The sequence below is a fragment of the Streptomyces dioscori genome, assembly GCF_003024195.1.
Classification (GTDB): domain Bacteria; phylum Actinomycetota; class Actinomycetes; order Streptomycetales; family Streptomycetaceae; genus Streptomyces; species Streptomyces dioscori.
Window position 1 is genome coordinate 43,895 of sequence record NZ_KZ679038.1, and the last position, 22,339, is coordinate 66,233.

A 22,339-nucleotide genomic window follows, 5' to 3' on the forward strand; every position below is an offset into this window, starting at 1 on the left:
CCGAGTGGAGAGAACGCGGGTGAACGATGTGAGTACGCTGCGTCGCGGCGGCTGTGTGGGTGCTTTCGATGACGGTGCTGAGCGCTTGCGGCAGTGGGACCGAGAGCCCCGGCGGCCCGACGAGGGAAGTCACCTCCGGCGCGGCGGCGTCGGCTTCCGCATCGGCACCGAGCGAGAAGCCCCAGGCGTCGGCTGAGCTCCAGACATCGGTCAAGGCCCTGAGCGACGCCCAGTTGCAGCCCGCCATCACTCCCCGGGCTCTGCCTCAGGCCCCGGGCTCTGCCTCAGCCTCCGTACGGCCGAAACGCGTGCCGGAGGCGCCCCGGTAGCAGGAACTGTTCACTTTCGAAGACCATGTGTGATGTGGGGGATCTGTGCGGCGTCGTCGTGAGCAGTCATGCCTTCTGACAGTTGCGCTCCTGTTGAAGTGGTACGTGGTCGGATACCTCCTCCTGGTTCCGGTCGTCGTTCCCGGTTTCATGGCCGCGCAGTCGCCTCCGCAGCACGTCGGCGGGGCCGCGGTCCCGATTCTGGCGGGGATCTCCCTGCTGACCGCGGTCGTTGTGTCCTGGGTGGCCGGCCGGGACCAATTCTTCCGATGGTGGCTGCTGCTTGCCCGTACAGCCGTGCTCCTCGGTCTCTGCGCGGCTGCGGTGGCGGTGACCCGGTCCCAGGCGGAACCGGGGGCGCTGCGCGCGACGATGGAGGAGCCGGCGGACCCGTATGCGAAGTGGATGGTCACCTCGATGCTGGAGATCCCGGCGGCGGGGCTCACGGCCATGGTGTTCTTCCTTGTCGTGCGGTGGTGGGGCCGGAGGTATTCGGTGCTGTCGCCCCGGGGCCGGCAGTCCGCAGACAGGCCCGGCAGGCCGAACCGGCCGACCATGCCGGAGCCGGGCGAGATCTGGCTCGCCATGGTCCCCTACCGCGAAGGCACCGGGGAGGAGTCCCAGCACTACTGCGTCGTGGTGAGCCGCCACGAACGCCACGTCGGCGTTCTGCAGATCACCAGCCAGAACAAGGACGCGCGACGCGACCACATCCGGATACCCAATGACGGGTGGGACGAGGTCTCCGGCAAGGACCACTGGATGGAGCTCGGCGTCCCCCTCCGAGAGGTTCCGTACGAGAAGTTCCTGACCGTCAGCCCTCAGGGTCGATGCCCCACGACGACATGGCAGCAGATCCAAGCAGCGCACCCGACGGAGCCCGCGGGCCAGCCGGAACGGCCGTTTCAGCCGGAACCGGCCGCGGTGCGGACCCCGTCGACACGACGGAGAAGGCTGACCCGGCACGTGCGCTCCAACTCGACGCCTTGAGGTGGATGGGCCCGTGCCGCCCTGGACCTGTCGCAGCGGCCATGAATGCGTGCTGGAGGCATTTAAGACCGTGTCGAGACAGGGCAGTTAGCCGGTCACCGCTGGCCCGCCGCCTGTGCCGTGCTTCCGTCCTGCCGGTGCCGGTAGGTGTCGCGGTAGGCGTCGAGGATCGGGCGTTCCGGCGGGATGACGTCGGCCGGCAGGCGGTCGATGTCGAAGAACGCGGCGGCGGTGTTCTCGACCTGGTCGGGGACCACGACGGCGCCGGCCGGCAGGGCGGTGACGTAGGCGGCGGTGGCGTTGTGGACCTGGTCGCCGTTGGGGTAGCGGTAGAAGTACGTGGGCCCTCCGGAGAACAGGCCCAGCAGCGTCAGTGCGCCTACGACCAGCCCTGTCTCCTCCAGCACCTCTCTGCGGGCGGTGTCCTCGAAGGACTCGCCGGGATCCATCAGGCCGCCGGGCAGCCCCCACCCACCGGTGTCCGCGCGGGCCAGCAGCAGCACTTTGCCCTGTTCGTCGCTGACCACCACCGACGAGCCCGGGAGGATGAGGGGACGATGGCCCAGCAGGGCACGCAGTTGGGCCACGTAGTCCTTCATCCGTCGTCCCTTCGACCGTACTCAGATCAGACTGCGTGCGCAGGGCCATCGAGAGATGCCCGCCGTGCCATGTCGCAAACGCAGTGGCGTCACCTTCCCCCACTGCTTCCCCCACTGCCTCGAACCGAACAGCGGCGTCAGGCTCCTTACCGATTCAGGTCACCACCAGCTGCATTGGCCGCATGGACGATCAGCGTGGTCACACGTTGCCGGGATCGTCCGGCATCTGAAGTACGCCCAGGGCGGCACCGGCCGCGCGGAGGCGTGCAGCCATGTCTGCCGCCTCCTCCGTTGACAGGGGCAGCACCCCGTTCTCGGCCATCAGGGCGTGGAACTGCTGGCGTTCGTAGGGAACTCCGGCCGGCAAGGCGGCGATGTGCCAGTGGAGGTGCGCGTTGCCCTGCTGGCTGCCGAGGGAGTACAGGTACGTTCGCTCGGATCCGCAGACGCTCTCGACAGCCAGCGCTACCTCGCGGACGACCTGCATGAGCCGGAGGTAGGCCGCTTCGTCCAGATCGCGGACCACGTGTTCGACGTGCGCCTTGGGGGCAACGAGCACCTTCCCGGGCACGGTCGGCCACTTGTCGAGGAAGGCCACATGGTCGCGGTCCTCGAAGACCGTCTCGTGCCGGTAGCCCGGATGACCGGCCAGGAACGCACAGACGAAGCACGGCCCGCTTCGTGCGCGGGCCATGTATGCCTCAAGGCAGGTGGGCTGCCGGTCAGTGGACACCTGCGTTCCCTTCATCGGGGTGACCCAGTCCGCTACGGCCGCGAAGCCGACGGCACCGGTGCCAAAGCTGTTGACGGCTTCGTTCGGCAGGTCATACGGCCCCGCCCGGCCTTCCCGGTGACCGGGCTATTTCTTGTTCGGCGGCTTCGATGACGGCCAGTGCGGCGGCCGCCGCAGCCGCGGGATCGCGGGCCTCCACGGCTCGTACGACGGCGCGGTGACGTGGCAGCGAGGCTTCCACCGCGCCGGCGGTCTGGGTGCTGACGACGAAGCTGTGCTCCAGCGCGATCTCGACGGCGCGTCCCAGAGAGGCGAGCAGATGGTTGCCGCCGGCGTCGAGCAGGGCGCGGTGGAAGGCGATGTCGGCCTCGACGTAGCCGCTGCGGCCCGGTTCCGCCGCCGCGGCCTCCATGGCCGCCAGGGAGTCGTACAGCGCTCGCACCTCGGCAGGGCCCGCCCGCTCGGCGGCGAGCCGGGCCGCCTCGGGCTCGACGATGCGGCGCAGTTCACCCGTGTCGCGCAACAGCGCCGTGGCGTCCCCTGCCTGTTTCCAGCGCAGCACGTCACGGTCCAGGTGGTTCCACTGCTCCGGGGGCAGCACGCGCGTACCGGTGCGCGGGCGTACGCGCAGCATTCCCTTTGCCACCAGCGCCTTGACCGCTTCCCGCAGCACCCCCCGGCTGACGCCGATCTCGGCCGCGAGCACCTCCTCGACCGGCAGCGCCTCCCCCGGCTCCCACGCGCCGCCCACGATGCGCCGCCCGAGCTCGTCGGTCACGCGCTGATACAGGGTCAGAAAGTGCACCACGATCTCTGCCCGCCCCCTGGACGCCATTCATCGAATCATTCAATGATTGTGGTGCAGGGTACGGCCTGCGGGTCAGCACCCGGCAACGCCCCATCGCGCACGGACGCCACGACAGCCACGGGAGCGCCCACATGACCGACGGACGAAGGACGAGCCGCCGCAGCCAGGCATGGTTCGGCGCACAGGGCCGCAGCGGGATGGTGTACCGCTCCTGGATGCGCAACCAGGGACTCGGCCACGAGGTGTTCGACGGGCGCCCCGTCATCGGCGTCGCGACCAGTGCTTCCGAACTCGCCCCCTGCAACGCCCATCTGACCCAGGTCGCCGAAGCCGTCAAGCGCGGGGTGTGGCAGGCGGGCGGACTGCCGCTCCAGTTCCCCACCATGGCCACCGGCGAGACCCTGATGCGCCCCACCGCGATGCTGTACCGCAACCTCATGGCCATGGAGGTCGAGGAACTGATCCGGGCCAATCCCCTCGACGGGGTGGTGCTGCTGTCCGGCTGCGACAAGACGACCCCCGCCATGCTCATGGGCGCCGCGAGCGTCGACCTGCCCGCTGTCATGGTCACCGGCGGACCCATGCTCAACGGCAAGTACCGGGGCCAGGACGTGGGTTCCGGCACCCATGTGTGGAAGTTCGAGGAGGACCTCAAGACCGGCCGGATGACCGAGGAGGAGTGCTTCTTCGCGGAAGGGTGCATGGCCCGTTCCCACGGGCACTGCATGACGATGGGCACCGCCTCGACGATGGCCTGCATGGCCGAGGCGCTCGGCATGCAGCTCCCGGGCTCGGCCGCCTGGCCCGCGGTCGACTCCCGGCGCATGGAGACCGCGCAGGCGGCGGGACAGCGCATCGTGACGATGGTGGAAGAGGAGCTGCGCCCCTCGTGGATCCTGACCCGGGAGGCGTTCGAGAACGCCATCCGGGTCAACGCCGCCATCGGTGGCTCCACGAACGCCGTCATCCATCTCATCGCGCTCGCCGGCCGCGTCGGCGTCGAACTGGGTCTGCGGGACTTCGACGACCTGGTCCGCGCGGTACCGACCCTGGTCGACCTGATGCCCAGCGGCAAGTACCTCATGGAGGACTTCTGCTACGCGGGCGGCCTGCCCGCCGTCATGGCCGAGCTGCTCGGCGGCAAGCTGCTGCACGGCGAGCAGATCACGGTCAACGGGCGCACCATCGCGGAGAACACCGAGAGCGCCGAACGCTTCGGCCCCGATGTCATCACCCGCCTCGACGCCCCCTTCCAGCCCGCCGGCACCGGTATCGCCGTCCTCCACGGCAACCTGTGCCCCGACGGCGCCGTGATCAAGCAGTCCGCCGCGTCACCCCACCTGCTCACCCACCGCGGCCCCGCACGCGTCTTCGACTCCCCCGAGGCCTATCACGAGGTGGCCGACGATCCGGACCTCGACGTCGACAAGAACACCGTCATCGTCATCCGCAACGCCGGTCCCAAGGGGTATCCCGGTATGCCCGAGGTCTCCAACGTCCCGCTGCCCACCAAGCTGCTGAAGGCCGGCGTCAAGGACATGGTGCGCGTCTGCGACGGTCGGATGAGCGGCACCGGGTACGGGACGGTGGTCCTGCACGTGGCGCCCGAGGCCGCGGTCGGCGGACCTCTCGCCCTGGTGCGCGACGGGGACCTGGTCGTCCTCGACGTCCCGAACCGCGTCCTGCGCCTGGACGTGGACGACGCCGAGCTGACGCGACGCCGGCAGGCCTGGACGGCACCCGCCGAGCGGCACACCAGCGGCTACGCCTGGCTCTACACGCAGAACGTCGAACAGGCCGACCGCGGCGCCGACTTCGGCTTCCTGCGCGGCAGCCGCGGACACGAGGTGCCCCGCGACTCCCACTGACCCCACCCGGACACCCGGACACCCGGACACCCGGAAGCCTGGAAGCCCGTACCCCGCGCCTCCGCGCCCCCGCACCCCCGCACCCCCGCACCCCCGCACCCCCGCACCCCCGCACCCCCGCACCCCCGCACCCCCGCACCCAGGAGAGCATCGATCGTGGAACCGGCAGCAGCGCGCCCTCGTCCGCTCCTCACCGCCGGGTCCGTCCTGCCGCAGGACGCGTCCCGGGCCGTCCTCGTCGCGCGCGTCCACAGTCCGGAATGGGACGGACCATGTGTGGCCGCGGTCCGCGGCGAGCACGTCGTCGACCTGACGGCCGTCGCGCCGACCGTCTGCGACCTCATGGAACGCGACGACGCGGCGGACATCGTCCGCGAGGCCGACGGCGGACACGTCTGGCGGCTGGACGACCTGCTCGCGGCACCGGCCGGCCGAAGCGACGTGGCACATCTGCTCGCCCCCGTCGACCTGCACGTGATCAAGGCCGCGGGCGTCACCTTCGCCCGGAGCCTGCTGGAACGCGTCATCGAGGAGCGTACGGGCGGCGATCCGGCGCAGGCCGCGCGGGTGCGGGCCCGCGTCGGACAGCTGGTGGGCGGCACGCTCGACGGCATCCGTCCCGGATCGCCGGAAGCGGGCAAGGCCAAGGAACTGCTCGTCGCCGAGGGACTGTGGTCGCAGTACCTGGAGGTCGGGATCGGCCCGGACCCGGAAGTGTTCACCAAGGCCCCGGTACTGTCCGCGGTCGGCACCGGCGCCGACATCGGAGTGCTCGGCGCCTCCGTGTGGAACAACCCCGAACCGGAGGCCGTCCTCGTCGTGGACTCACGCGGCCGGATACGCGGCGCGACGCTCGGCAACGACGTCAACCTCCGCGACATCGAGGGACGCAGCGCCCTGCTGCTGTCCCAAGCGAAGGACAACAACGCCTCCTGCGCGATCGGCCCGTTCATCCGCCTCTTCGACGAGGACTTCGGTCTCGACACCGTACGCGGACTCGACATCGACCTGCGGATCGACGGCACGGACGGTTACGTACTGCACGGCAGCAGTTCCATGCGCGAGATCAGCCGCGACGTACTGGACCTGGTGACTGCCACGTACGGCCCGCACCATCAGTACCCGGACGGCTTCGTCCTGTTCACCGGAACGCTCTTCGCCCCCACCGAGGACCGGCAGGCTCCCGGCGCGGGCTTCACCCACGAGTACGGCGACGTCGTGCGGATCTCCAGCCCGCAGCTGGGCGCCCTGGTCAACACCGTCGTCCCCAGCGAGCAGGCCGCGCCGTGGACGTTCGGCGTACGAGCCCTGCTGCGCAGCCTCGCCCGGCGCGGCGTGCTGTGAGCCGTGGCGTGACTGGGGCGTGCGCTGCGCGGACCCTGTTCACACCGGGGTGACCGGCTCCTGCGTGACCGTGGCGTGCAGGTCCCGCGTGTGGTCCACGTGGCGCTCCGCTCCCGTCAGCACGACCCTGGCCGTCAGACGCGGATCCGCGCTGGAGGCGGCCAGCCGCACCTCCAGCGCGCCGGGTTCGACGACTCGGCGGCCGTCGCGTCCGGTGAAGGAGGCGAGGTCGGCCGGGACGGTGACCCGCAAGTGCCGCGCCTCGCCCGGCGCCAGTTCGACCCGGGCGTAGCCGACGAGGCGCTGCACCGGCTGGACGACGGAGGCGACCTGGTCGTGCAGATACACCTGGACGACCTCGGTTCCGGACCGTCCGCCCGCGTTGCGGACGGTGAAGGCGAGGGTGAACTCGCCGTCCGTCGGGGCCTCCTGTACGTCCACGGTCAGATCCGTCCAGTCGAACCGCGTGTAGGACAGGCCGTGGCCGAAGGCGAACGCGGGGGTCGGGTCGATGCTCGACACCTCGCCGGCATGCGCGAGCCGCGCCCCCAGGTAGGTGGCCGGCTGGGATCCCGGCCCGCGCGGCACGCTGACCGGCAGCCGTCCGGAGGGGTTGGTGCGGCCGCTGAGGACCCCGGCGATGGCATGGGTGCCCTCCTCCCCCGGGAAGAAGGACTGCACGATCGCGGCGGACTCCTGCGCGGCGCGGCCGAGGGCGTACGGTCGCCCCGCGAGCAGCACGGTGACCAGAGGTGTCTCCAGATCCAGCAGGGTGTCGAGCAGGTGCTGCTGCGCGCCGGGCAGCGCCAGTGTCCCGACGTCGCACCCCTCTCCGCTGGTGCCCCGCCCGAAGAGTCCGGCGCGGTCCCCGAGCACGACCAGGGCGATGTCGGCCTCGCGTGCCGCCCGGGCGGCCTCGGGGAGACCTGCGAGATCTCCGTCGTCGATTCCGGTGCCGCGGGCGACGGTGATCTCGGCGTCGGGGAACTCAGCGGCGAGCGTGTCCCGCAGGGTGGGCAGCTCGATGCCGAGCGGGGTGCCGGGGTGGCGGACGCCGATGTGCTGGGGGAAGGAGTAGCAGCCCAGTACGGCGGCGGGTTCGTCGGCGTTGGGACCGAGCAGGGCGATGCGGCGCGGCCGGCCGAGCGGCAGGGTGCCGTCGTTGCTCAGGAGCACGACCGCCTCCTCGGCGACCGTGCGGGCCAGCGCACGGTTGTGCGGACCGTCCAGGTCGATCCGGCCGCGCAGGGCGGCCGGATCGTCCAGGTCCACTCCGTCGAGCGCGGCCGGCACGGGGTTCCAGTCCGGGTCGAGCAGGCCGAGCATCGCCTTCTGGGTGAGTACCCGGCGCAGGGCGCGGTCGACCGACGCCTCCGGTACGCGGCCGTCGGCCACCGCCTCGGCCAGAGGCTCGCCGTACGTCTTGACGCTGGGCAGTTCGATGTCGACGCCCGCGTTCAGCGCCGTGCCCGCGGCGCCTGCCCAGTCGGCCGCGACACCGTGCAGGGTCTTCAGGAAGGCGATGGCGAAGTAGTCGGCGACGACGGTCCCGTCGAAACCCCATGTGTCGCGCAGCAGTCCGGTGAGGAGATCCTCGTCGGCCGCGGAGGGCATGCCGTCGGTGTCGGTGTAGGCGGTCATCACCGACCGGGGGCGGCCTTCGCGGAGGGCCATCTCGAAGGGAGGCAGCAGCACGTCGGCGCGCTCACGCGGGCCCATGGAGGAAGGAGCGAGGTTGCGGCCGGCGCGCGAGGCCGAGTAGCCGGCGAAATGCTTGAGCGTCGCGACGATCCCGGCGGACTCAAGGCCCTGCACGTAGGCCGTTCCGATGCTGCCGACGAGGTACGGGTCCTCGCCGATGGTCTCCTCGACCCGGCCCCAGCGGGCGTCGCGCACCACGTCCAGGACGGGCGCGAGGCCTTGGTGGACGCCGACGGCACGCATGTCGCGGCCGATGGCGGCGGCCATGCGCCGCACCAGGTCCGGGTCGAAGGTGGCACCCCAGGACAGCGGAACGGGGTAGGCCGTCGCCCCCCAGGCTGCGAAGCCGGCCAGACACTCGTCATGCGCGAGTGCGGGGATGCCGAACCGGTTCGTGGCGGCGATACGGGCCTGGGTACGGGCCAGGGACAGCGCGCCCAGGGCGGGATCGACCGGGACCGTGCCGAAGGGCCGGGTCAGCTGGCCCAGCCCGACGGGCAGGAGTGTGCCGAGATCGACGGCCTCCTCCATGTCGTGCTGATGGGGAGCCACTTCCTCGCCCTCGTCGGAGGCACCCACCCACACTCCGTACAGCTGGGCGGTCTTCTCCCGCAGGGTCATCGCGTCGATCAGGGCGTCGACTCTCTCGGTGACGGAAACGGTGGGGTCGTTCCAGAGGAAGACTCCGGGGGTGTCCTCTGCGGCCACGGCGGCGTTCATTTCCCTCCCAGGCCCGCCGGCCCCTCGACCAGGGCGCGACGGATCAACAGGTAGACGAGCAGGACTCGGTACGGGGCTGATCGCGTCGGGGCTCCTGCGTGGCTCCCCGGTCGGCTTCGCCCGCCCCTCTCGGGACGAGGCCGCCGCTGGGTCAACGGCTGAATCCGGCGGTCAGACCGCTCAGCAACTGGCGCCGGCCGAACGCGTACAGCACCAGGACGGGCAGGGTGGTCAGGACGACAGCGGCGACGACGGCGGGGACGTTGACCCCGTACTGGCCCTGGAAGGTCCACAGGGCGAGCGGCAGGGTCCGGCGGTCAGGGCTCTGCGTCAGGATGAGCGGCAGCAGGAAACCGTTCCAGATGGTCAGGGCGTTGAAGATACTCACCGTCAGGATCGCCGGGCGGGTGAGCGGCGCCGCCAGCCGCCACAGCGTCGTCCATTCGGTGGCGCCGTCGACCCGCATCGAGTCAAACAGCTCTTTGGGCACGTCACGGATGAAGTTGGACAGCACCAGCACGGACAGCGGGATGGCGAAGGCGATCGACGGGAGGATCAGCGCGGGCAGGCTGTCGTACAGCTGCAGTTTGATGATGATCAGGTAGACCGGGATCACCGTTGCCTGCAGCGGGATGGCCAGGCCCATGAGGAACAGCCCGTTCATGGCCCGCAGGGTCCGCATGCGCCAGCCGCGAACGATGGCGTACGCGGCCATGAAGGAGAACAGGACCGCCGGCACCACGGCCCCGGCGGTGACCACGACGCTGTTCACGAAGTAGCGCAGGAAGTCCGACTCGATGACCAGGCGGTAGTTGTCGAGGGTCGGGTCGGCCGTAGGCACCAGGGGGTTGCCGGCGTAGTAGCGGTTCTGGGCCTTGAAGCTGGTGATGAGGGTCCAGTACAGCGGTACGGCGACGACGGCGAGCCAGAGCCACCCGGCCAGGCCGCCGGCCCAGTTGCGTCTGCGGGCCGCCGGACGCGACGGTTCCTGCCGCTCGCGGCGGCCGGCCTGCCGCGGTCGCCGCGATTCGGTCAGCGTGTCCGTCATGTCAGGCCCCCTCAAGTTGGCTCGCGCCGGCGTCGCGGCCCCCGAGCCGGCGCAGCAGCAGGGCCAGGGCCAGTCCCACCAGGACGAGGATGACCGCGATGGCGCTGGCCGGTCCCATCAGGCTGGCCTGGAATCCCCGCTTGTACATGTCCAGTGCGAGGACCCGGGTGGCGTCGCCCGGTCCGCCCTCGGTCAGGATGAAGATGAGGTCGAAGAAGGTCAGCGACCCGACCACCATCAGCGTGGACGAGGTGATGATGGTGTATTTCAGCTGGGGCAGCGTGATGCTGAAGAACTGCCGGATCCGCCCGGCGCCGTCCAACTGCGCGGCCTCGTAAAGGGACTTGGGGATCTGCTGGACGCCGCCCTGGTAGATCAGGGAGTGGAACGGGATGAACTGCCAGGAGACGACGAAGACGACGACTGCGAACGCGAGCCCGGGGCGCCCCAGCCAGTCCTGGCTGAGCACCTGGATCTTCAGCCCGGCGCCGAGCCCGAAGTTGGGGTCGAGGAGGGCCTTGTACGCGAGCGCGATCGCCGCGGAGCTGAGCATCAGCGGGACGAAGTACACCACGCCCAGTACGGCACGGTAGCGCTGGCGGCCCGCCATGAACGTGCCGAGCAGAATGCTCAGCGGCGTCTGGACGGCCCAGGAGACGGCCATCACCAGGAACGTCACCCCCAGGGCGTGCGGCAGCCCGGGATCGGTGAGTACCGCACGCCAACTGGTCAGTCCCGAGGGGTGGATGCCGCCTATGCCGTCCCACGTGGTGAAACTCAGCGCGAAGACGCCGACGAGCGGAATCACGGCGAAACCCACGAAGACCACCAGCGCCGGCGCCGCGAGCCACGGCAGGATGCTGCGCGGTCCGCGGCGCGGCTGATGGCTGATGAGTACGCTCATGTGCCGGTGACCGCGTTGAGGTTGTCGGCGAACTGCTTGGGCGAGACGGACAGCTGGAACAGTTTGACGATGTTGTCCAGCAGGGTCTCGGCGGCCGTCGGACTGAGTGCCTGGTCCCAGGACTGGACGAACACCTCGGCCTTGGTGGCGATGTCGTAGGTGAACTGCAGGAACTCGGCGTTCTTTGCGGCGGCCAGCAGCTTCTCGGTGCCCAGCCGGATCGGGACCGATCCGTTGTCGATCCACTTCTTCACCTCGGCGTCCTGGAGGACGCCCTTGGCGAAGAATTCCCTGGCCGTCTTCTTCTGCTCCGAGCCGGCTTTCGAGGAGAGGGAGAGGTACTGGGCGGGATTGCCGACGGTGTTGCCCGGATCGCCCTTGCCGCCCTCGACGGGCGGGAAGTTCATATAGCCCAGTCCGCCGCCGGGGACGAAATCACCGCCCCGGGCCTGCTGGATGCCGTACGACCAGGCGCCGTGCAGCATCATCGCGGCCCTGCCGGTGTACAGCAGCGCCTGGTCGGCGTTGGAGTCCGCGGTGATGGAGGAGAAACCCTTGATGAATCCGTCGGCCTCGACCAGTTCCTGCACCTTGGTCAGCGCGGTGATGGCGCGCGGGTTCGACCAGGCGTTCTTCTCGCCGTCGATGACGGCCTGGAAGACCTCCGGACCGCCGATGCGGTCGAACAGGAATTCCAGCCACATCATGTTCGTCCACCGGGACTGGCCGCCGAGGGCGAACGGCGCTATGCCCTTCGCGTTGAACCTGGGCACCAGCGCCATGATGTCGTCCCAGGACTTCGGCGGTTCCACCCCGACCCGGTCGAAGACCTTCCGGTTGTAGTAGAGGATGATCGGCTGCACGGTCTCGCCCGGCATCGCGTAGATCTTGCCGTCGACGGTCGCCGCGTCGAACGAGGACGGCAGCAGCCGCTTCTTGGCCTCGGGGTGCTCGTCGAAGAACGGGGTGAGGTCCTCGACCTGGCCGGCTTTCACATAGGAGCGCAGCGTCCCGCCGCCCCAGCCCCAGATGACGGTGGGCGCGCGCCCGGCACCGATGGCGGTCTTGATCTTCGTCTTGTACGCGTCGTTCTGGAAGGTGGTGTCCTTGATCTGCTCCTCGGGGTGGGCCTTGTTGAAGGCGTCCACCGCGCCGGCTCTGACACCTTCCTGGGGCTGGCCGTTCAGATACCAGTAGGTGGCTCCCCCGCCCGTGCCGGGGCCGGAGGAGCCGCAGGCCGCCAACGCCGCGGAGACCGGGACGCCGGCGGCCAGGCCGAGGAGGGTACGCCGAGAAAGGTGGATCTCCATGTCTTTTCTCCGCCTCGAATCGAGAGCTGTCGGCTTCTCGTGAGCCATACCGAAAAGTTTTCGAAATCGCCTTCTTCGTGCTCTGTTCGTGCAAATTAGATTTCGGCCTGACGCGGTGTCAAGATGCGTGCAGCTCCGTTGCGAGGGAGTAATGCACTGCGTACTATCCGGTACGAGCATTCCTCAAGGAAGTCGACCGATTCCGAAAAGTTTTCGAAATAGAGTGATCGAGCGTGAGGGTGAGGAAACGTCGACTGTGGACAGCTGGGAGGAACCGATGCGGCCGAAGTCCAGACGCACCACCTTGGCGGACGTCGCCCAGGCGGCCGGGGTCTCCATCGCCACCGTCTCCAAAGTGGTCAACGGTCGCGGTGACGTGGCACCGCAGACCCGCACCCGGGTGCAGCAACTGCTGCATCAACACCACTACCTCGCGCCCGTCTTCCGCCACACAGGGGCCGTCCAGAGCCCCACCATCGAGGTGCAGTTCCAGGGCGGCCTCAAGTCATATGTGGCCGAGACCCTGGAAGGCATCGTCGACGCCGCCGCCGAACAGGGGGCGTCGGTGGTGATCAGCAAGGCCTCCCATGCGCCCCACTGGGCACGGGACCTGGTCTCGGCCGGGCGCCGCGCCGTCATCGCGGTCACCAGCGTGTACACCACGGCGCACCTGAACGAACTGGCCCGCTCCGGCCTGCCGTTGGTCGTGCTGGACCCGCTGCACCTGCCCGACAGCCGCGTCAACAGCGTCGGGGCCACCAACTTCGCGGGCGGTCTGGCCGCGACTCGGCACCTGCTGTCCCTGGGGCACCGTCGCGTCGCCTATCTCGGCGGACCGGCCATGGCCGTGTGCAACCAGGCACGCATGCACGGCTATCGCGCCGCCATGGAGGCGGCAGGAGCGCGGGTACCCGCTGCCTACGTCCTGCCCGGAGAATTCACGTACGAGGCCGGGCTGCTCGGCGCCACGGCGTTGCTGGGCCTGCCCGAACCGCCGACGGCGATCTTCGCGGGCAACGACGAGATCGCCGTCGGCGTCATCGAGACCGCCCGCACCCGCGGCCTGCGCATCCCCGAGGATCTGAGCGTGGTCGGCTTCGACGACACGAGCCTCGCTCAGATCGCCTCACCACCCCTGACCACCGTCCGCCAGCCTCTACGGGAGATGGGCGGTGCCGCCCTGCGCACCGCCCTGCGGCTGGCGGGCGGTGAGAAGGTCGAGTCCCACCACATCGAACTCGCCACCGAACTCGTGGTGCGCACCTCGACGGCACCGCCCGGCGAAGCAGCTTCGGCGCACGGGTAGTCGCAGCCGGAAGCCCCTCGGTGCGGTTGGCGTCAGGCATCACGCATCGAACATCAGACATCAGGCATCAGGCATCGACGGATGCTTGCGGTAGTCGCCGGGCGGCGTTCCCAGGACCCTCTTGAAGGCGACGCTGAAGGCGCTCTCGGATCCGTATCCCACGGAGTGGGCGATGGAGGCGAGTGTGGCGCCGCCTTCCCGTAGCTGCCGGGCCGCGAGTTCGATCCGCCATCGCGTGAGGTATTCCAGCGGCCCCTGGCCCACCGTGGATTTGAAGCGGGCGGCCAGGGTGGAGCGGGACACCGCGGCGGCGGCGGCCAGTTCGGCCACGGTCCACGAACGCGCCGGCTCGCGGTGCAGACAGGCCAACGCCGTGGCGACCACGGGATCCGCGAGGCCTGCCAACCATCCCGACGCCGCGTGTGGAGCGCGTTCGAGGTGCAGACGCAGCACATGGACGAACATGACGACGGCCAGGTGCTCCGCCATGAGCGTGGAGGCCATCGGCCGATGCGTCAGCTCCTGCTCGATGGCGGTCAGCGCCCACTGCACCGCCTCCGCGTGCGGCGTGCCGGCCGGCACATGGACGAGCGGGGGCAGCCTGTCGAGCAGCAGCTCCTGGGCACGGGTACCGAAGGAGAAGCCGCCGCCGATGAGGAACACGTCGTCGCCCCGGCCCGCTCTGGCGACGCCACCCCGGGCCTGTGTGAACACGGCGCCGCCGTCGACAGGAGCGGCTTCCGGATCGCTGCGGAGCGTGAAGGAGCGTGGACGTGTCAGGAGGTAGCAGTCGCCCTCGGCCAGGTCGACCGGCTCGTCGATCCCATCGACCTCCAACTGGCACGAGCCGCGCCGGACCGCGTTGAACTTCACCACCCGGGGCGCGTCGAAGCGCACGGCCCAGCGCCCTCCCGCGGCCAGGCTCGCCGAGAGGTGACTCCGGGTCTGCAGCAGGGTCAGCACATCCTCAAGTGGATCCATCCCCACCTCCTCTCTGGACGATCGCTAAAGAATGGCAGACGCTGAGTGATGGAGCATCCAGCATGCTGATCGTAGCGTGGACGCATGACAACGAACCCCCGCACCCACAGGTCCACCCGAAACGGCACCGACAGGCACGCGCAGAACGGCACCGACGGGCACGTGCAACACGGCTCGGCCCTCCTGACCACTCCCTTCGGCTCTCACGCCCGCGCGCAGGAGGTGATCGACAGCGTCGATCTCACCGGCCGGCGTGCCGTGGTCACCGGCGGCGCATCGGGGCTCGGTGCCGAGACCGTCCGGGCCCTGGCCACCGCCGGCGCCGAGGTCACCATCGCCACGCGCCGCCCGCAGTCCGCCGAGCCGCTCGTCCAGGAGCTGGCCGCCGTCGCAGGAGCGGGCCGGGTCCACGCGGAGGCTCTCGATCTGTCCGATACGGCCTCGGTCGACGCCTTCACCCGAACATGGTCCGGGCCGCTCGACATCCTCGTCGCGAACGCCGGAATCATGGCCCTCCCCACGCGCACCCTCACGCCGGGCGGCTGGGAGATGCAACTCGCCACCAACCACCTCGGTCACTTCGCTCTGGCCACGGGCCTGCACACGGCTCTGCGGGACGCCGGCTCCGCCCGCATCGTGGTCGTCAGCTCCGGCGCCCATCTGGGAGCGCCCTTCGACTTCGAGGATCCTCACTTCGCGCGGCGGCCGTACGACCCCTGGGCGGCCTACGGGCAGTCCAAGTCCGCCGACATCCTGTTCACCGTGGGTGCCCGCCGCTGGGCGGCCGACCGCATCACGGCGAACGCACTCAACCCCGGCTACATCCTCACCCGTCTGCAGCGGCACGTCGACGACGACACCATGCGCGCATTCGGTGTGATGGACGACCAGGGCAACGTGAAGCCGCTGCCGTACTACAAGACCCCCGAACAGGGGGCCGCCACCTCCGTCCTGCTGGCTGCCTCTCCGCTCCTGGAAGGAGTCACCGGCCGCTACTTCGAGGACAACCAGGAGGCCAGGACCGTCCGGGACAGGGAGGACCAGCCCGGTGGCGTGGCCGCCCACGCACTCGACCCGGAGGCAGCGGACCGGCTCTGGGAGTACAGCACCGACGCCCTCCACACCGCATGACCGTCGTACGGGCACCACGACGTGCTGGTGAGCCCCTGCGCGGACAGCCTGCCGGATCCATGGTGTGACGTCGCATGGATACGGCTGTCGTACGAAGGCAGCCTGGCGGACAGGCAAGCGTCCGCACGACAGGGAGCCAGCGATGAAGCACGAGTCCGTACCCGAGCTTGAGCCCGTACCCGAGCACCAGTCCGTACCCGACCTGCGGGGCACACTCGCCGTGGTGACCGGGGCGAGCGACGGAGTGGGTCTGGGGCTGGCCATGAGGCTCGCGCGGGCCGGCGCCGAGCTGGTCCTGCCGGTGCGCAACGCGGTCAAGGGCGCCGCCGCCCTCGACCGCATCCGCGCGAGCGAGCCAGAGGCGCGGGTCTCCGCCCGTGACCTGGACCTCGCCTCGCTGGCGTCCGTCGAGAGCCTCGCCGAGTCGCTGAGGGCGGAGGGCAGGCCCATCCACCTCCTGATCAACAACGCGGGGGTGATGGCGCCGGCCACCCGGCACACGACAGCGGACGGGTTCGAGCTGCAGTTCGGCACCAACCACCTCGGGCACGCGGCACTCACCGGCCGGCTGCTGCCGCTGCTCGTGGCCGGCCGGGCCCGGGTGACCACCGTCACCAGCAGTGCCGCGCGCAGCGGCACATTCGACTGGGACGACCTGCAGAGCGAGGCACGGTACGCGCCGGTGCGTGCCTACAACCGGTCCAAGCTGGCGAACCTGCTGTTCGCGACGGAGCTGAACCGCCGCAGCACAGCCGGTGGCTGGGGCATCGTCAGCAACGCCGCGCATCCCGGCACCACACTCACCAACCTGTACGCGTCCGGCCCCAACCTCGGCCGGGCCAGGCCCGCACCCCACGAGAGGATCATGCGGCGGCTCGCGGGGTGGGGCGTTCTCGTACACTCCGTCGATGCCGGGCTGCAGCCGATCCTGTACGCGGCGACCAGCCCCGAGGCCCGCGGCGGGCGCCTGTACGGTCCCGACGGCCGGGGTCAGTTCACCGGCGGACCCACCGAGCTGGCGCTCTACAGGTCCGCCCGCGACGAGGAGACAGCGGCGCGGCTCTGGCAGGTCACGGAACACCTCACGGGAAGCGAGTTCACCGCGGACCTCCGAGACGTGCGGCCCTGACGGCGATCCAGGACGAAGAGGACAGGCGGCGAGGGACAGTGGACACAGTGGACAGGGCCGCGCTGGCAGCCTTCCTCCGCGCGCGCAGGGAGGCCCTGCAGCCGGAGGACGTCGGGCTGCCCCGCGGCCGCCGCCGACGCACGGGCGGTCTGCGGCGGGAGGAGGTGGCCGCGCTGTGCGACATGTCGGCGGACTACTACAGCAGGCTGGAGCAGCCGCGCGGGCCGAGTCCGTCGGAGCAGATGGTGGCCGCGATCGCCCGCGGGCTGCGGCTGTCGCTGGAGGAACGCGACCATCTCTTCCGTCTGGCGGGTCACGCGGCGCCGCGCAGGGTCAGACGTGCTGATCACATCAACCCGGGGATCATGCGGATCCTCGACCGGCTGGAGGACACCCCCGCGCAGGTGGTCAACCACCTGGGCGAGACGCTGAAGCAGACCCGCCTGGCGGTGGCCCTGCTGGGGGACGAGTCGGTCTTCACCGGGCGGGCGCGGAGCCTGCACCACCGCTGGTTCACGGATCCCGCCTCCCGGCTCGTCCGCCCGGAGAGCGACCACGCCGAGTACAGCCGTCTCCTGGTCGCGGACCTCCATGGCGCCTACGCGCGCGACGGCGGCACGTCGCGCACCGCGGAACTCGTCGAGGGGCTGCGCGGCACGAGCCAGGAGTTCGCGCGGTTGTGGGCCGAGCGTCCGGTACTGGGGCCCTCCTGCGGCCCGAAACGTTTCCTGCACCCGCAGGTGGGGCTGCTGGAGCTGCACTGCCAGACGCTGGTCGACCCGGACCAGTCGCAGCGGCTCCAGGTCTTCACGGCGGTCCCCGGCACGGAGAGCCACACCAACCTGCACCTCCTGTCGGTTCTCAACGCCTAGTCGTTCTCCACGCCCAGCTGTCCTCACCACACCCAGGTGTTCTCACCGGACCCAGCTGTTCTCACCGGGGCCCTCTGTCGTCGTCCGTCCCCCGCCGATGTCACACATCGCGCCGCAGCGCTGTCAGTAGTACGTATCCACTACTCAGCCAGGAGACCGTCATGGAATCGCGCGTGAACTACTTCGGCAACGCTCTCGCGGGCAAGGTGATGAAGCACATCAACTCGGCGGCCAAGGTGGCCTCGGACGCGGGCCTGCCGACCACGACGCAGGAGCTGGTGAAGATCCGCGCCAGCCAGATCAACGGCTGTGGCTTCTGCACCGACATGCACACCAAAGACGCTGCCGCCGCCGGTGAGACCCAGCAGCGGCTCAACCTGGTCGCCGTCTGGCGGGAGGCCACGGTCTTCACCGAGGCCGAGCGTGCCGCGCTGGAGCTGTCCGAGCAGGGCACGCGTATCGCCGACGCCTCGGGCGGCGTCACCGACGAGGCCTGGGCGGACGCCGCCAAGCACTACGACGAGGAGCAACTGGTCGCGCTCATCTCGCTCATCGCCATCATCAACGCCTACAACCGCATCAACGTGATCAACCAGCAGCCCGCCGGCGACTACCGGCCCGGCCAGTTCGGCTGACCGGCACAGCCGACCTGCCGCCTGGCCGGACGTTCCGGTCGGCGGCGGGGCGCGCCCGGCCACGTCGGCGAGCGGTTCGAGCGTGACTCGTCCCTGGGCTGAACCGCTGTAGCATGAGCGATCTTCGGGACAGAAAGGGCGCCGATGCACACCGGGGACGACGTCAACTCTCTCGACACGGCGACGAGGCAGTTCCTCGCGGTGCGTCCTCAGCTCTTCGGCATCGCCTACCGAATGCTGGGCAGCGCCGCGGAGGCGGAGGACGTGTGCCAGGAGACCTGGGTCCGGTGGCAGAACGCCGACCGCTCGGACATCGTCGAACCGGCCGCCTTCCTCACCACCATCGCCACCCGTCTCGCGATCAACACGGCACAGTCCGCGAGGGTGCGCCGCGAGGCGTACGTGGGACCGTGGCTCCCCGAGCCCGTCGACACCGGCCCGGACCCGCAGGTGGGTGCGGAGCGTGCCGAAGCGGTCGAGCTGGCGGTCCTGCTGATCCTGGAGAAGCTGAACCCGGTGGAGCGGGCCGCGTACGTGCTGCGGGAGGCGTTCGACTACCCCTACCGGCAGGTCGCGGACATCCTGGAGACCAGTGAGGCCAACACCCGCCAGCTGGTGAGCCGGGCCCGCAAGCATCTGGCCACCGAGCGGCGGGAACAGGTCGACCGCGGTGCGCACCGGCGGCTGCTGGAGGTGTTCCTCACCGCGGCACGGACCGGCGATCTGGCGGTGCTGGAGGACGTCCTCGCGGCGGATGTCGTCAGCTACACCGACGGGAACGGGATGCGGGGCGCTTCGCGGGTCCCGGTCGTCGGCGTCACTCGGGTCTCCCGCTACCTCGCCGCCTTCGCCCCTCGTTTCTGGCCGGAGGCGGACGTGCGCTGGGTCGAGGCCAACGGCCGGCCGGCCGTTCTCGTCCAATCCGGCGGGAACGCCGTCGCCCTGCTCTCCGTCGACGTGTCGGCGGAGGGGATCGACCGCATCATGTGGGTGATGGCCCCGGCCAAACTGGCACCCTTCGTGGCAGCGCTGAACACCTGACTCCTCGCCGCCGGAGGCCGTCACGCCCGTGAGGACGGACTCCGGCGGGAGCCCGCTGACGCGCTGACTCGCTGACTCGCTGACGAACCTGCTCCCCTGGTGCACCCTGCAGGCCACCGTGCTCGGTGCCACCGGGCCACCGTGTCACAAACAGCAGGTCCCACCGGTCGTACTGGATGAAGACCCCAGCGATCGGAGCAATCGTGGCTATCACCGAGAAGCGTCTGTCCACCATGGTGTTGGTGATCGGTACGGGCGGGGCCGGACTGCGGGCGGCGATCGAGCTGGCCGAGTCGGGCACGGACGTCCTGGCGGTCGGCAAGCGCCCCAAGGAGGACGCGCACACCGCCCTGGCCGCCGGGGGCATCAACGCCGCCCTGGCGACCATGGACCCGGAGGACAGCTGGCAGCAGCACGCCGCGGACACGCTCAAGGAGAGCTACCTGCTGGCCGATCCCCGTACCGCCGAGATCGTCACCCGGGGCGCGGCCCTGGGGATCGACGACCTGGAGCGCTACGGCATGGCCTTCGCGAGGGAGGAGGACGGCCGGATCTCCCAGCGCTTCTTCGGCGCGCACAAGTTCCGGCGGACCGCCTTCGCCGGTGACTACACGGGCCTGGAGATCCAGCGCACGCTGATCAGGCGGGCGAACCAGTTGAAGATCCCGATGCTCGACAACGTGTACATCACCCGGCTCCTGGTGCACGACGGCGCCGTGTTCGGTGCCTACGGCTTCGGTCTCGACGACGGGCAGCGTTACGTCATCCACGCGGACGCCGTCATCCTCGCGGCGGGTGGCCACACCCGTATCTGGCGGCGTACGTCCTCACGGCGTGACGAGAACACCGGTGACTCGTTCCGGCTGGCCGTGGTGGCCGGTGCGCGCCTGCGCGACCCGGAGCTGGTGCAGTTCCACCCGTCGGGGATCATCGAGCCGGAGAACGCGGCCGGCACCCTGGTCAGCGAGGCCGCGCGGGGTGAGGGCGGCATCCTGCGCAACGCACTCGGTGAACGGTTCATGAGCCGTTACGACCCCGCGCGCATGGAGCTCTCCACCCGCGATCGCGTCGCCCTCGCCTCGTACACCGAGATCAAGGAAGGGCGTGGTACGGCCAAGGGCGGTGTCTGGCTGGATGTCTCCCACCTGCCCAGGCGGACGATCATGGAGCGGCTGCCGCGGGTCTACCAGACGCTCCTGGACCTGCAGATGCTGGACATCACCCGCGAACCGATCGAGATCGCGCCCACCGCGCACTACTCGATGGGCGGTGTCTGGGTCAGGCACGACGACCACAGCACCGACGTACGCGGCCTGTACGCCATCGGAGAGGCGTCGAGCGGCCTGCACGGCGCCAACCGCCTCGGCGGCAACAGCCTCATCGAACTGCTGGTCTTCGGCCGCATCACGGGACAGGCGGCGGCCGCCTACTCCCAGGGACTCACCGCACAGCCGCGCTCCGCGGCAGCGGTGGCGCAGGCGCGTGCCGAGATCGACGACCTGCTCGCGGCGGACGGGCCTGAGAACGTACGTGCCCTGCAGCGCGCCATCCGCAACACCATGACCGAACACGCGGGCGTCGTACGCGACGAGGCGGGGCTGACCGCGGGGCTGGCCGAACTCGACGGCATCGAGAAGCGGATGGAGGACGTCGGCGTCCATCCCGACATCGCCGGCTTCCAGGACCTCGCGCACGCCTTCGACCTCAAGTCCGCCGCCCTGGCGGCCCGGGCCACGCTCGAAGCGGCCCTCGAACGCCGGGAGACCCGCGGCTGCCACAACCGCAGTGACCACCCGGACATGGACCCCGCCCTGCGGGTCAACCTCGTGTGGTCCCCGGCCACGGGAATCACCCGCGAGAGCATTCCGCCCGTGCCGGACGAGATCGCCGCACTCATGGAGGACGTGTCCACCGACGGAAAACTCGTGGAATAGCGCGCCGGTGGCACAGGCCTCCCGGCATCTCCTGTCACAGATCCGGCGGCCGGCCTGTCTCTCCTGACGAGAACGCAATGCAAACCGTTGAAGGAACCCCGAGAGGATTTATCATGAAGGTCGTAGTAATCGGCGGAACGGGTCTCATCGGCTCCAAGCTGGTCGCCAGGCTGGGCGAACACGGCCACGAGGCGGTGGCCGCCGCTCCCAACACCGGCGTCAACACCCTGACGGGCGAGGGCCTCGCCGAGGTGCTGCAGGGTGCCTCGGTCGTGGTCGACGTGTCCAACTCCCCCTCGTTCGCGGACGATGACGTCATGGAGTTCTTCCGTACCTCCACCACCAATCTCCTCAAGGCGGAGGCCGACGCCGGTGTGACCCACCATGTCGCGCTCTCCGTGGTCGGCACCGAGCGGCTCCAGGAGAGCGGCTACTTCCGTGCCAAGCAGGCCCAGGAGGAGCTGATCAAGGACTCCGGGATTCCGTACTCCATCGTGCACGCGACGCAGTTCTTCGAGTTCATGAAGGGCATCACCGACGCGGCGACCGAGGGTGACACCGTGCGTCTCGCGCCCGTCAGGATCCAGCCGATCGCCTCCGACGACGTGGCCGCCGCCGTGGGCCGCACGGCGGCCGGCGAGCCGCTCAACGGCGTGCTGGAGGTCGCCGGACCCGACGCGTTCCAACTGGACGAGCTCGTCCGCAAGGCCCTGGCCGGCAAGAACGACCCGCGCACGGTCGTCGCGGACCCGAAGGCGCCGTACTTCGGTGCCGTGCTCCAGGAGACGACCCTCCTGCCCGGCCCCGACGCACGGATCGCCGAGACCCATCTCGCCGACTGGGCCGCACAGCAGCGCTGACGAGGGGTGAATGAAGGGCGGCCTCCCTGTTCGCAGGAGGCCGCCCTTCCCATGACCAGGTCAGGACGGAATCCGTGAACAGATCGATCGCCCGCG

Annotated in this window: 19 protein-coding genes; 11 read left to right on the forward strand and 8 right to left on the reverse strand. The window is 70.0% G+C overall.

Annotated features, from left to right (window positions below):
- Window positions 1-422 precede the first annotated feature (422 nt).
- Window positions 423-1,319: a type II toxin-antitoxin system PemK/MazF family toxin gene (locus C6Y14_RS00220; protein ID WP_107014370.1), complete on the forward strand. Its 897-nt coding sequence runs from the start codon at window positions 423-425 to the stop codon at window positions 1,317-1,319.
- A gap of 95 nt (window positions 1,320-1,414) precedes the next feature.
- Here C6Y14_RS00220 and C6Y14_RS00225 read toward each other — a convergent pair whose 3' ends face one another.
- The 3 genes from C6Y14_RS00225 to C6Y14_RS00235 form a co-directional block, all read right to left on the reverse strand.
- Window positions 1,415-1,918, reverse strand: a complete 504-nt coding sequence (locus C6Y14_RS00225; protein WP_107014371.1) for an NUDIX hydrolase — start codon at window positions 1,916-1,918, stop codon at window positions 1,415-1,417.
- Between the two features lie 199 nt (window positions 1,919-2,117).
- Window positions 2,118-2,651, reverse strand: coding sequence for an HIT family protein (locus tag C6Y14_RS00230; protein ID WP_225890811.1), 534 nt, complete (start codon window positions 2,649-2,651; stop codon window positions 2,118-2,120).
- Between the two features lie 91 nt (window positions 2,652-2,742).
- Window positions 2,743-3,486, reverse strand: a complete 744-nt coding sequence (locus C6Y14_RS00235; RefSeq protein WP_107014373.1) for a FadR/GntR family transcriptional regulator — start codon at window positions 3,484-3,486, stop codon at window positions 2,743-2,745.
- 104 nt (window positions 3,487-3,590) lie between these two features.
- On the opposite strand from C6Y14_RS00235, the gene C6Y14_RS00240 reads away from it, so the two are divergent.
- Entirely contained in the window at window positions 3,591-5,327 is a 1,737-nt protein-coding gene (locus C6Y14_RS00240) for an IlvD/Edd family dehydratase (RefSeq protein WP_107014374.1), read from the forward strand.
- A 156-nt stretch (window positions 5,328-5,483) separates the two neighbouring features.
- Window positions 5,484-6,671 carry a fumarylacetoacetate hydrolase family protein gene (locus C6Y14_RS00245; protein ID WP_107014375.1) on the forward strand — a complete coding sequence of 396 codons (1,188 nt, stop codon included), beginning with the start codon at window positions 5,484-5,486 and terminating at the stop codon, window positions 6,669-6,671.
- A 39-nt stretch (window positions 6,672-6,710) separates the two neighbouring features.
- On the opposite strand, the gene C6Y14_RS00250 is transcribed toward C6Y14_RS00245, so the two are convergent.
- From C6Y14_RS00250 to C6Y14_RS00265, 4 genes are all read right to left on the reverse strand, one after another.
- Complete coding sequence (locus tag C6Y14_RS00250; RefSeq protein ID WP_107014376.1) at window positions 6,711-9,092, reverse strand: beta-xylosidase/alpha-l-arabinosidase; 2,382 nt, start codon at window positions 9,090-9,092, stop codon at window positions 6,711-6,713.
- Window positions 9,093-9,243: 151 nt separating this feature from the next.
- A complete protein-coding gene (locus tag C6Y14_RS00255) occupies window positions 9,244-10,140 on the reverse strand; it encodes a carbohydrate ABC transporter permease (RefSeq protein ID WP_107014377.1) in 897 nt (298 codons plus the stop codon).
- A 1-nt stretch (window position 10,141) separates the two neighbouring features.
- The gene (locus tag C6Y14_RS00260; protein ID WP_107014378.1) at window positions 10,142-11,044 is read right to left on the reverse strand and encodes a carbohydrate ABC transporter permease; all 903 of its coding nucleotides are present in this window, start codon (window positions 11,042-11,044) and stop codon (window positions 10,142-10,144) included.
- Complete coding sequence (locus C6Y14_RS00265) at window positions 11,041-12,348, reverse strand: extracellular solute-binding protein (RefSeq protein WP_107015092.1); 1,308 nt, start codon at window positions 12,346-12,348, stop codon at window positions 11,041-11,043. Before C6Y14_RS00265 ends, C6Y14_RS00260 begins: the two co-directional genes overlap by 4 nt.
- Window positions 12,349-12,631: 283 nt before the next feature.
- On the opposite strand from C6Y14_RS00265, the gene C6Y14_RS00270 reads away from it, so the two are divergent.
- Window positions 12,632-13,660, forward strand: a complete 1,029-nt coding sequence (locus tag C6Y14_RS00270) for a LacI family DNA-binding transcriptional regulator (protein ID WP_107015093.1) — start codon at window positions 12,632-12,634, stop codon at window positions 13,658-13,660.
- A gap of 60 nt (window positions 13,661-13,720) precedes the next feature.
- Here C6Y14_RS00270 and C6Y14_RS00275 read toward each other — a convergent pair whose 3' ends face one another.
- Window positions 13,721-14,641, reverse strand: a complete 921-nt coding sequence (locus C6Y14_RS00275) for an AraC family transcriptional regulator (RefSeq protein ID WP_107014379.1) — start codon at window positions 14,639-14,641, stop codon at window positions 13,721-13,723.
- Between the two features lie 84 nt (window positions 14,642-14,725).
- Between C6Y14_RS00275 and C6Y14_RS00280 the strand changes: the two genes are divergently transcribed.
- The 7 genes from C6Y14_RS00280 to C6Y14_RS00310 all read left to right on the forward strand — a co-directional run bounded on the left by C6Y14_RS00280 (window position 14,726) and on the right by C6Y14_RS00310 (window position 22,243).
- The gene (locus C6Y14_RS00280; RefSeq protein WP_225890812.1) at window positions 14,726-15,772 is read left to right on the forward strand and encodes an SDR family NAD(P)-dependent oxidoreductase; all 1,047 of its coding nucleotides are present in this window, start codon (window positions 14,726-14,728) and stop codon (window positions 15,770-15,772) included.
- A gap of 142 nt (window positions 15,773-15,914) precedes the next feature.
- Window positions 15,915-16,901 carry an SDR family oxidoreductase gene (locus C6Y14_RS00285; protein ID WP_107014380.1) on the forward strand — a complete coding sequence of 329 codons (987 nt, stop codon included), beginning with the start codon at window positions 15,915-15,917 and terminating at the stop codon, window positions 16,899-16,901.
- 47 nt (window positions 16,902-16,948) lie between these two features.
- Entirely contained in the window at window positions 16,949-17,773 is an 825-nt protein-coding gene (locus C6Y14_RS00290) for a helix-turn-helix transcriptional regulator (RefSeq protein ID WP_107014381.1), read from the forward strand.
- Between the two features lie 161 nt (window positions 17,774-17,934).
- Window positions 17,935-18,408, forward strand: a complete 474-nt coding sequence (locus C6Y14_RS00295) for a carboxymuconolactone decarboxylase family protein (protein WP_107014382.1) — start codon at window positions 17,935-17,937, stop codon at window positions 18,406-18,408.
- Between the two features lie 144 nt (window positions 18,409-18,552).
- Window positions 18,553-19,449 (forward strand): RNA polymerase sigma-70 factor, encoded by an 897-nt coding sequence (locus tag C6Y14_RS00300; RefSeq protein WP_107014383.1) that lies wholly within the window; start codon window positions 18,553-18,555, stop codon window positions 19,447-19,449.
- 233 nt (window positions 19,450-19,682) lie between these two features.
- A complete protein-coding gene (locus C6Y14_RS00305) occupies window positions 19,683-21,383 on the forward strand; it encodes an L-aspartate oxidase (protein ID WP_199854617.1) in 1,701 nt (566 codons plus the stop codon).
- 113 nt (window positions 21,384-21,496) lie between these two features.
- A complete protein-coding gene (locus tag C6Y14_RS00310; protein ID WP_107014385.1) occupies window positions 21,497-22,243 on the forward strand; it encodes an SDR family oxidoreductase in 747 nt (248 codons plus the stop codon).
- The last annotated feature ends 96 nt before the right edge of the window (window positions 22,244-22,339 follow it).

Excerpts from the sequence above, each read along its gene's own strand:
- C6Y14_RS00225 (WP_107014371.1), bottom strand. The coding sequence starts at position 1,918 with ATGAAGGACTACGTGGCCCAACTGCGTGCCCTGCTGGGCCATCGTCCC.
- C6Y14_RS00235 (WP_107014373.1), bottom strand. The coding sequence starts at position 3,486 with ATGGCGTCCAGGGGGCGGGCAGAGATCGTGGTGCACTTTCTGACCCTG.
- C6Y14_RS00240 (WP_107014374.1), top strand. The coding sequence starts at position 3,591 with ATGACCGACGGACGAAGGACGAGCCGCCGCAGCCAGGCATGGTTCGGC.
- C6Y14_RS00250 (WP_107014376.1), bottom strand. The coding sequence starts at position 9,092 with ATGAACGCCGCCGTGGCCGCAGAGGACACCCCCGGAGTCTTCCTCTGG.
- C6Y14_RS00255 (WP_107014377.1), bottom strand. The coding sequence starts at position 10,140 with ATGACGGACACGCTGACCGAATCGCGGCGACCGCGGCAGGCCGGCCGC.
- C6Y14_RS00260 (WP_107014378.1), bottom strand. The coding sequence starts at position 11,044 with ATGAGCGTACTCATCAGCCATCAGCCGCGCCGCGGACCGCGCAGCATC.
- C6Y14_RS00270 (WP_107015093.1), top strand. The coding sequence starts at position 12,632 with ATGCGGCCGAAGTCCAGACGCACCACCTTGGCGGACGTCGCCCAGGCG.
- C6Y14_RS00275 (WP_107014379.1), bottom strand. The coding sequence starts at position 14,641 with ATGGATCCACTTGAGGATGTGCTGACCCTGCTGCAGACCCGGAGTCAC.
- C6Y14_RS00280 (WP_225890812.1), top strand. The coding sequence starts at position 14,726 with ATGACAACGAACCCCCGCACCCACAGGTCCACCCGAAACGGCACCGAC.
- C6Y14_RS00285 (WP_107014380.1), top strand. The coding sequence starts at position 15,915 with ATGAAGCACGAGTCCGTACCCGAGCTTGAGCCCGTACCCGAGCACCAG.
- C6Y14_RS00295 (WP_107014382.1), top strand. The coding sequence starts at position 17,935 with ATGGAATCGCGCGTGAACTACTTCGGCAACGCTCTCGCGGGCAAGGTG.
- C6Y14_RS00300 (WP_107014383.1), top strand. The coding sequence starts at position 18,553 with ATGCACACCGGGGACGACGTCAACTCTCTCGACACGGCGACGAGGCAG.
- C6Y14_RS00305 (WP_199854617.1), top strand. The coding sequence starts at position 19,683 with ATGGTGTTGGTGATCGGTACGGGCGGGGCCGGACTGCGGGCGGCGATC.
- C6Y14_RS00310 (WP_107014385.1), top strand. The coding sequence starts at position 21,497 with ATGAAGGTCGTAGTAATCGGCGGAACGGGTCTCATCGGCTCCAAGCTG.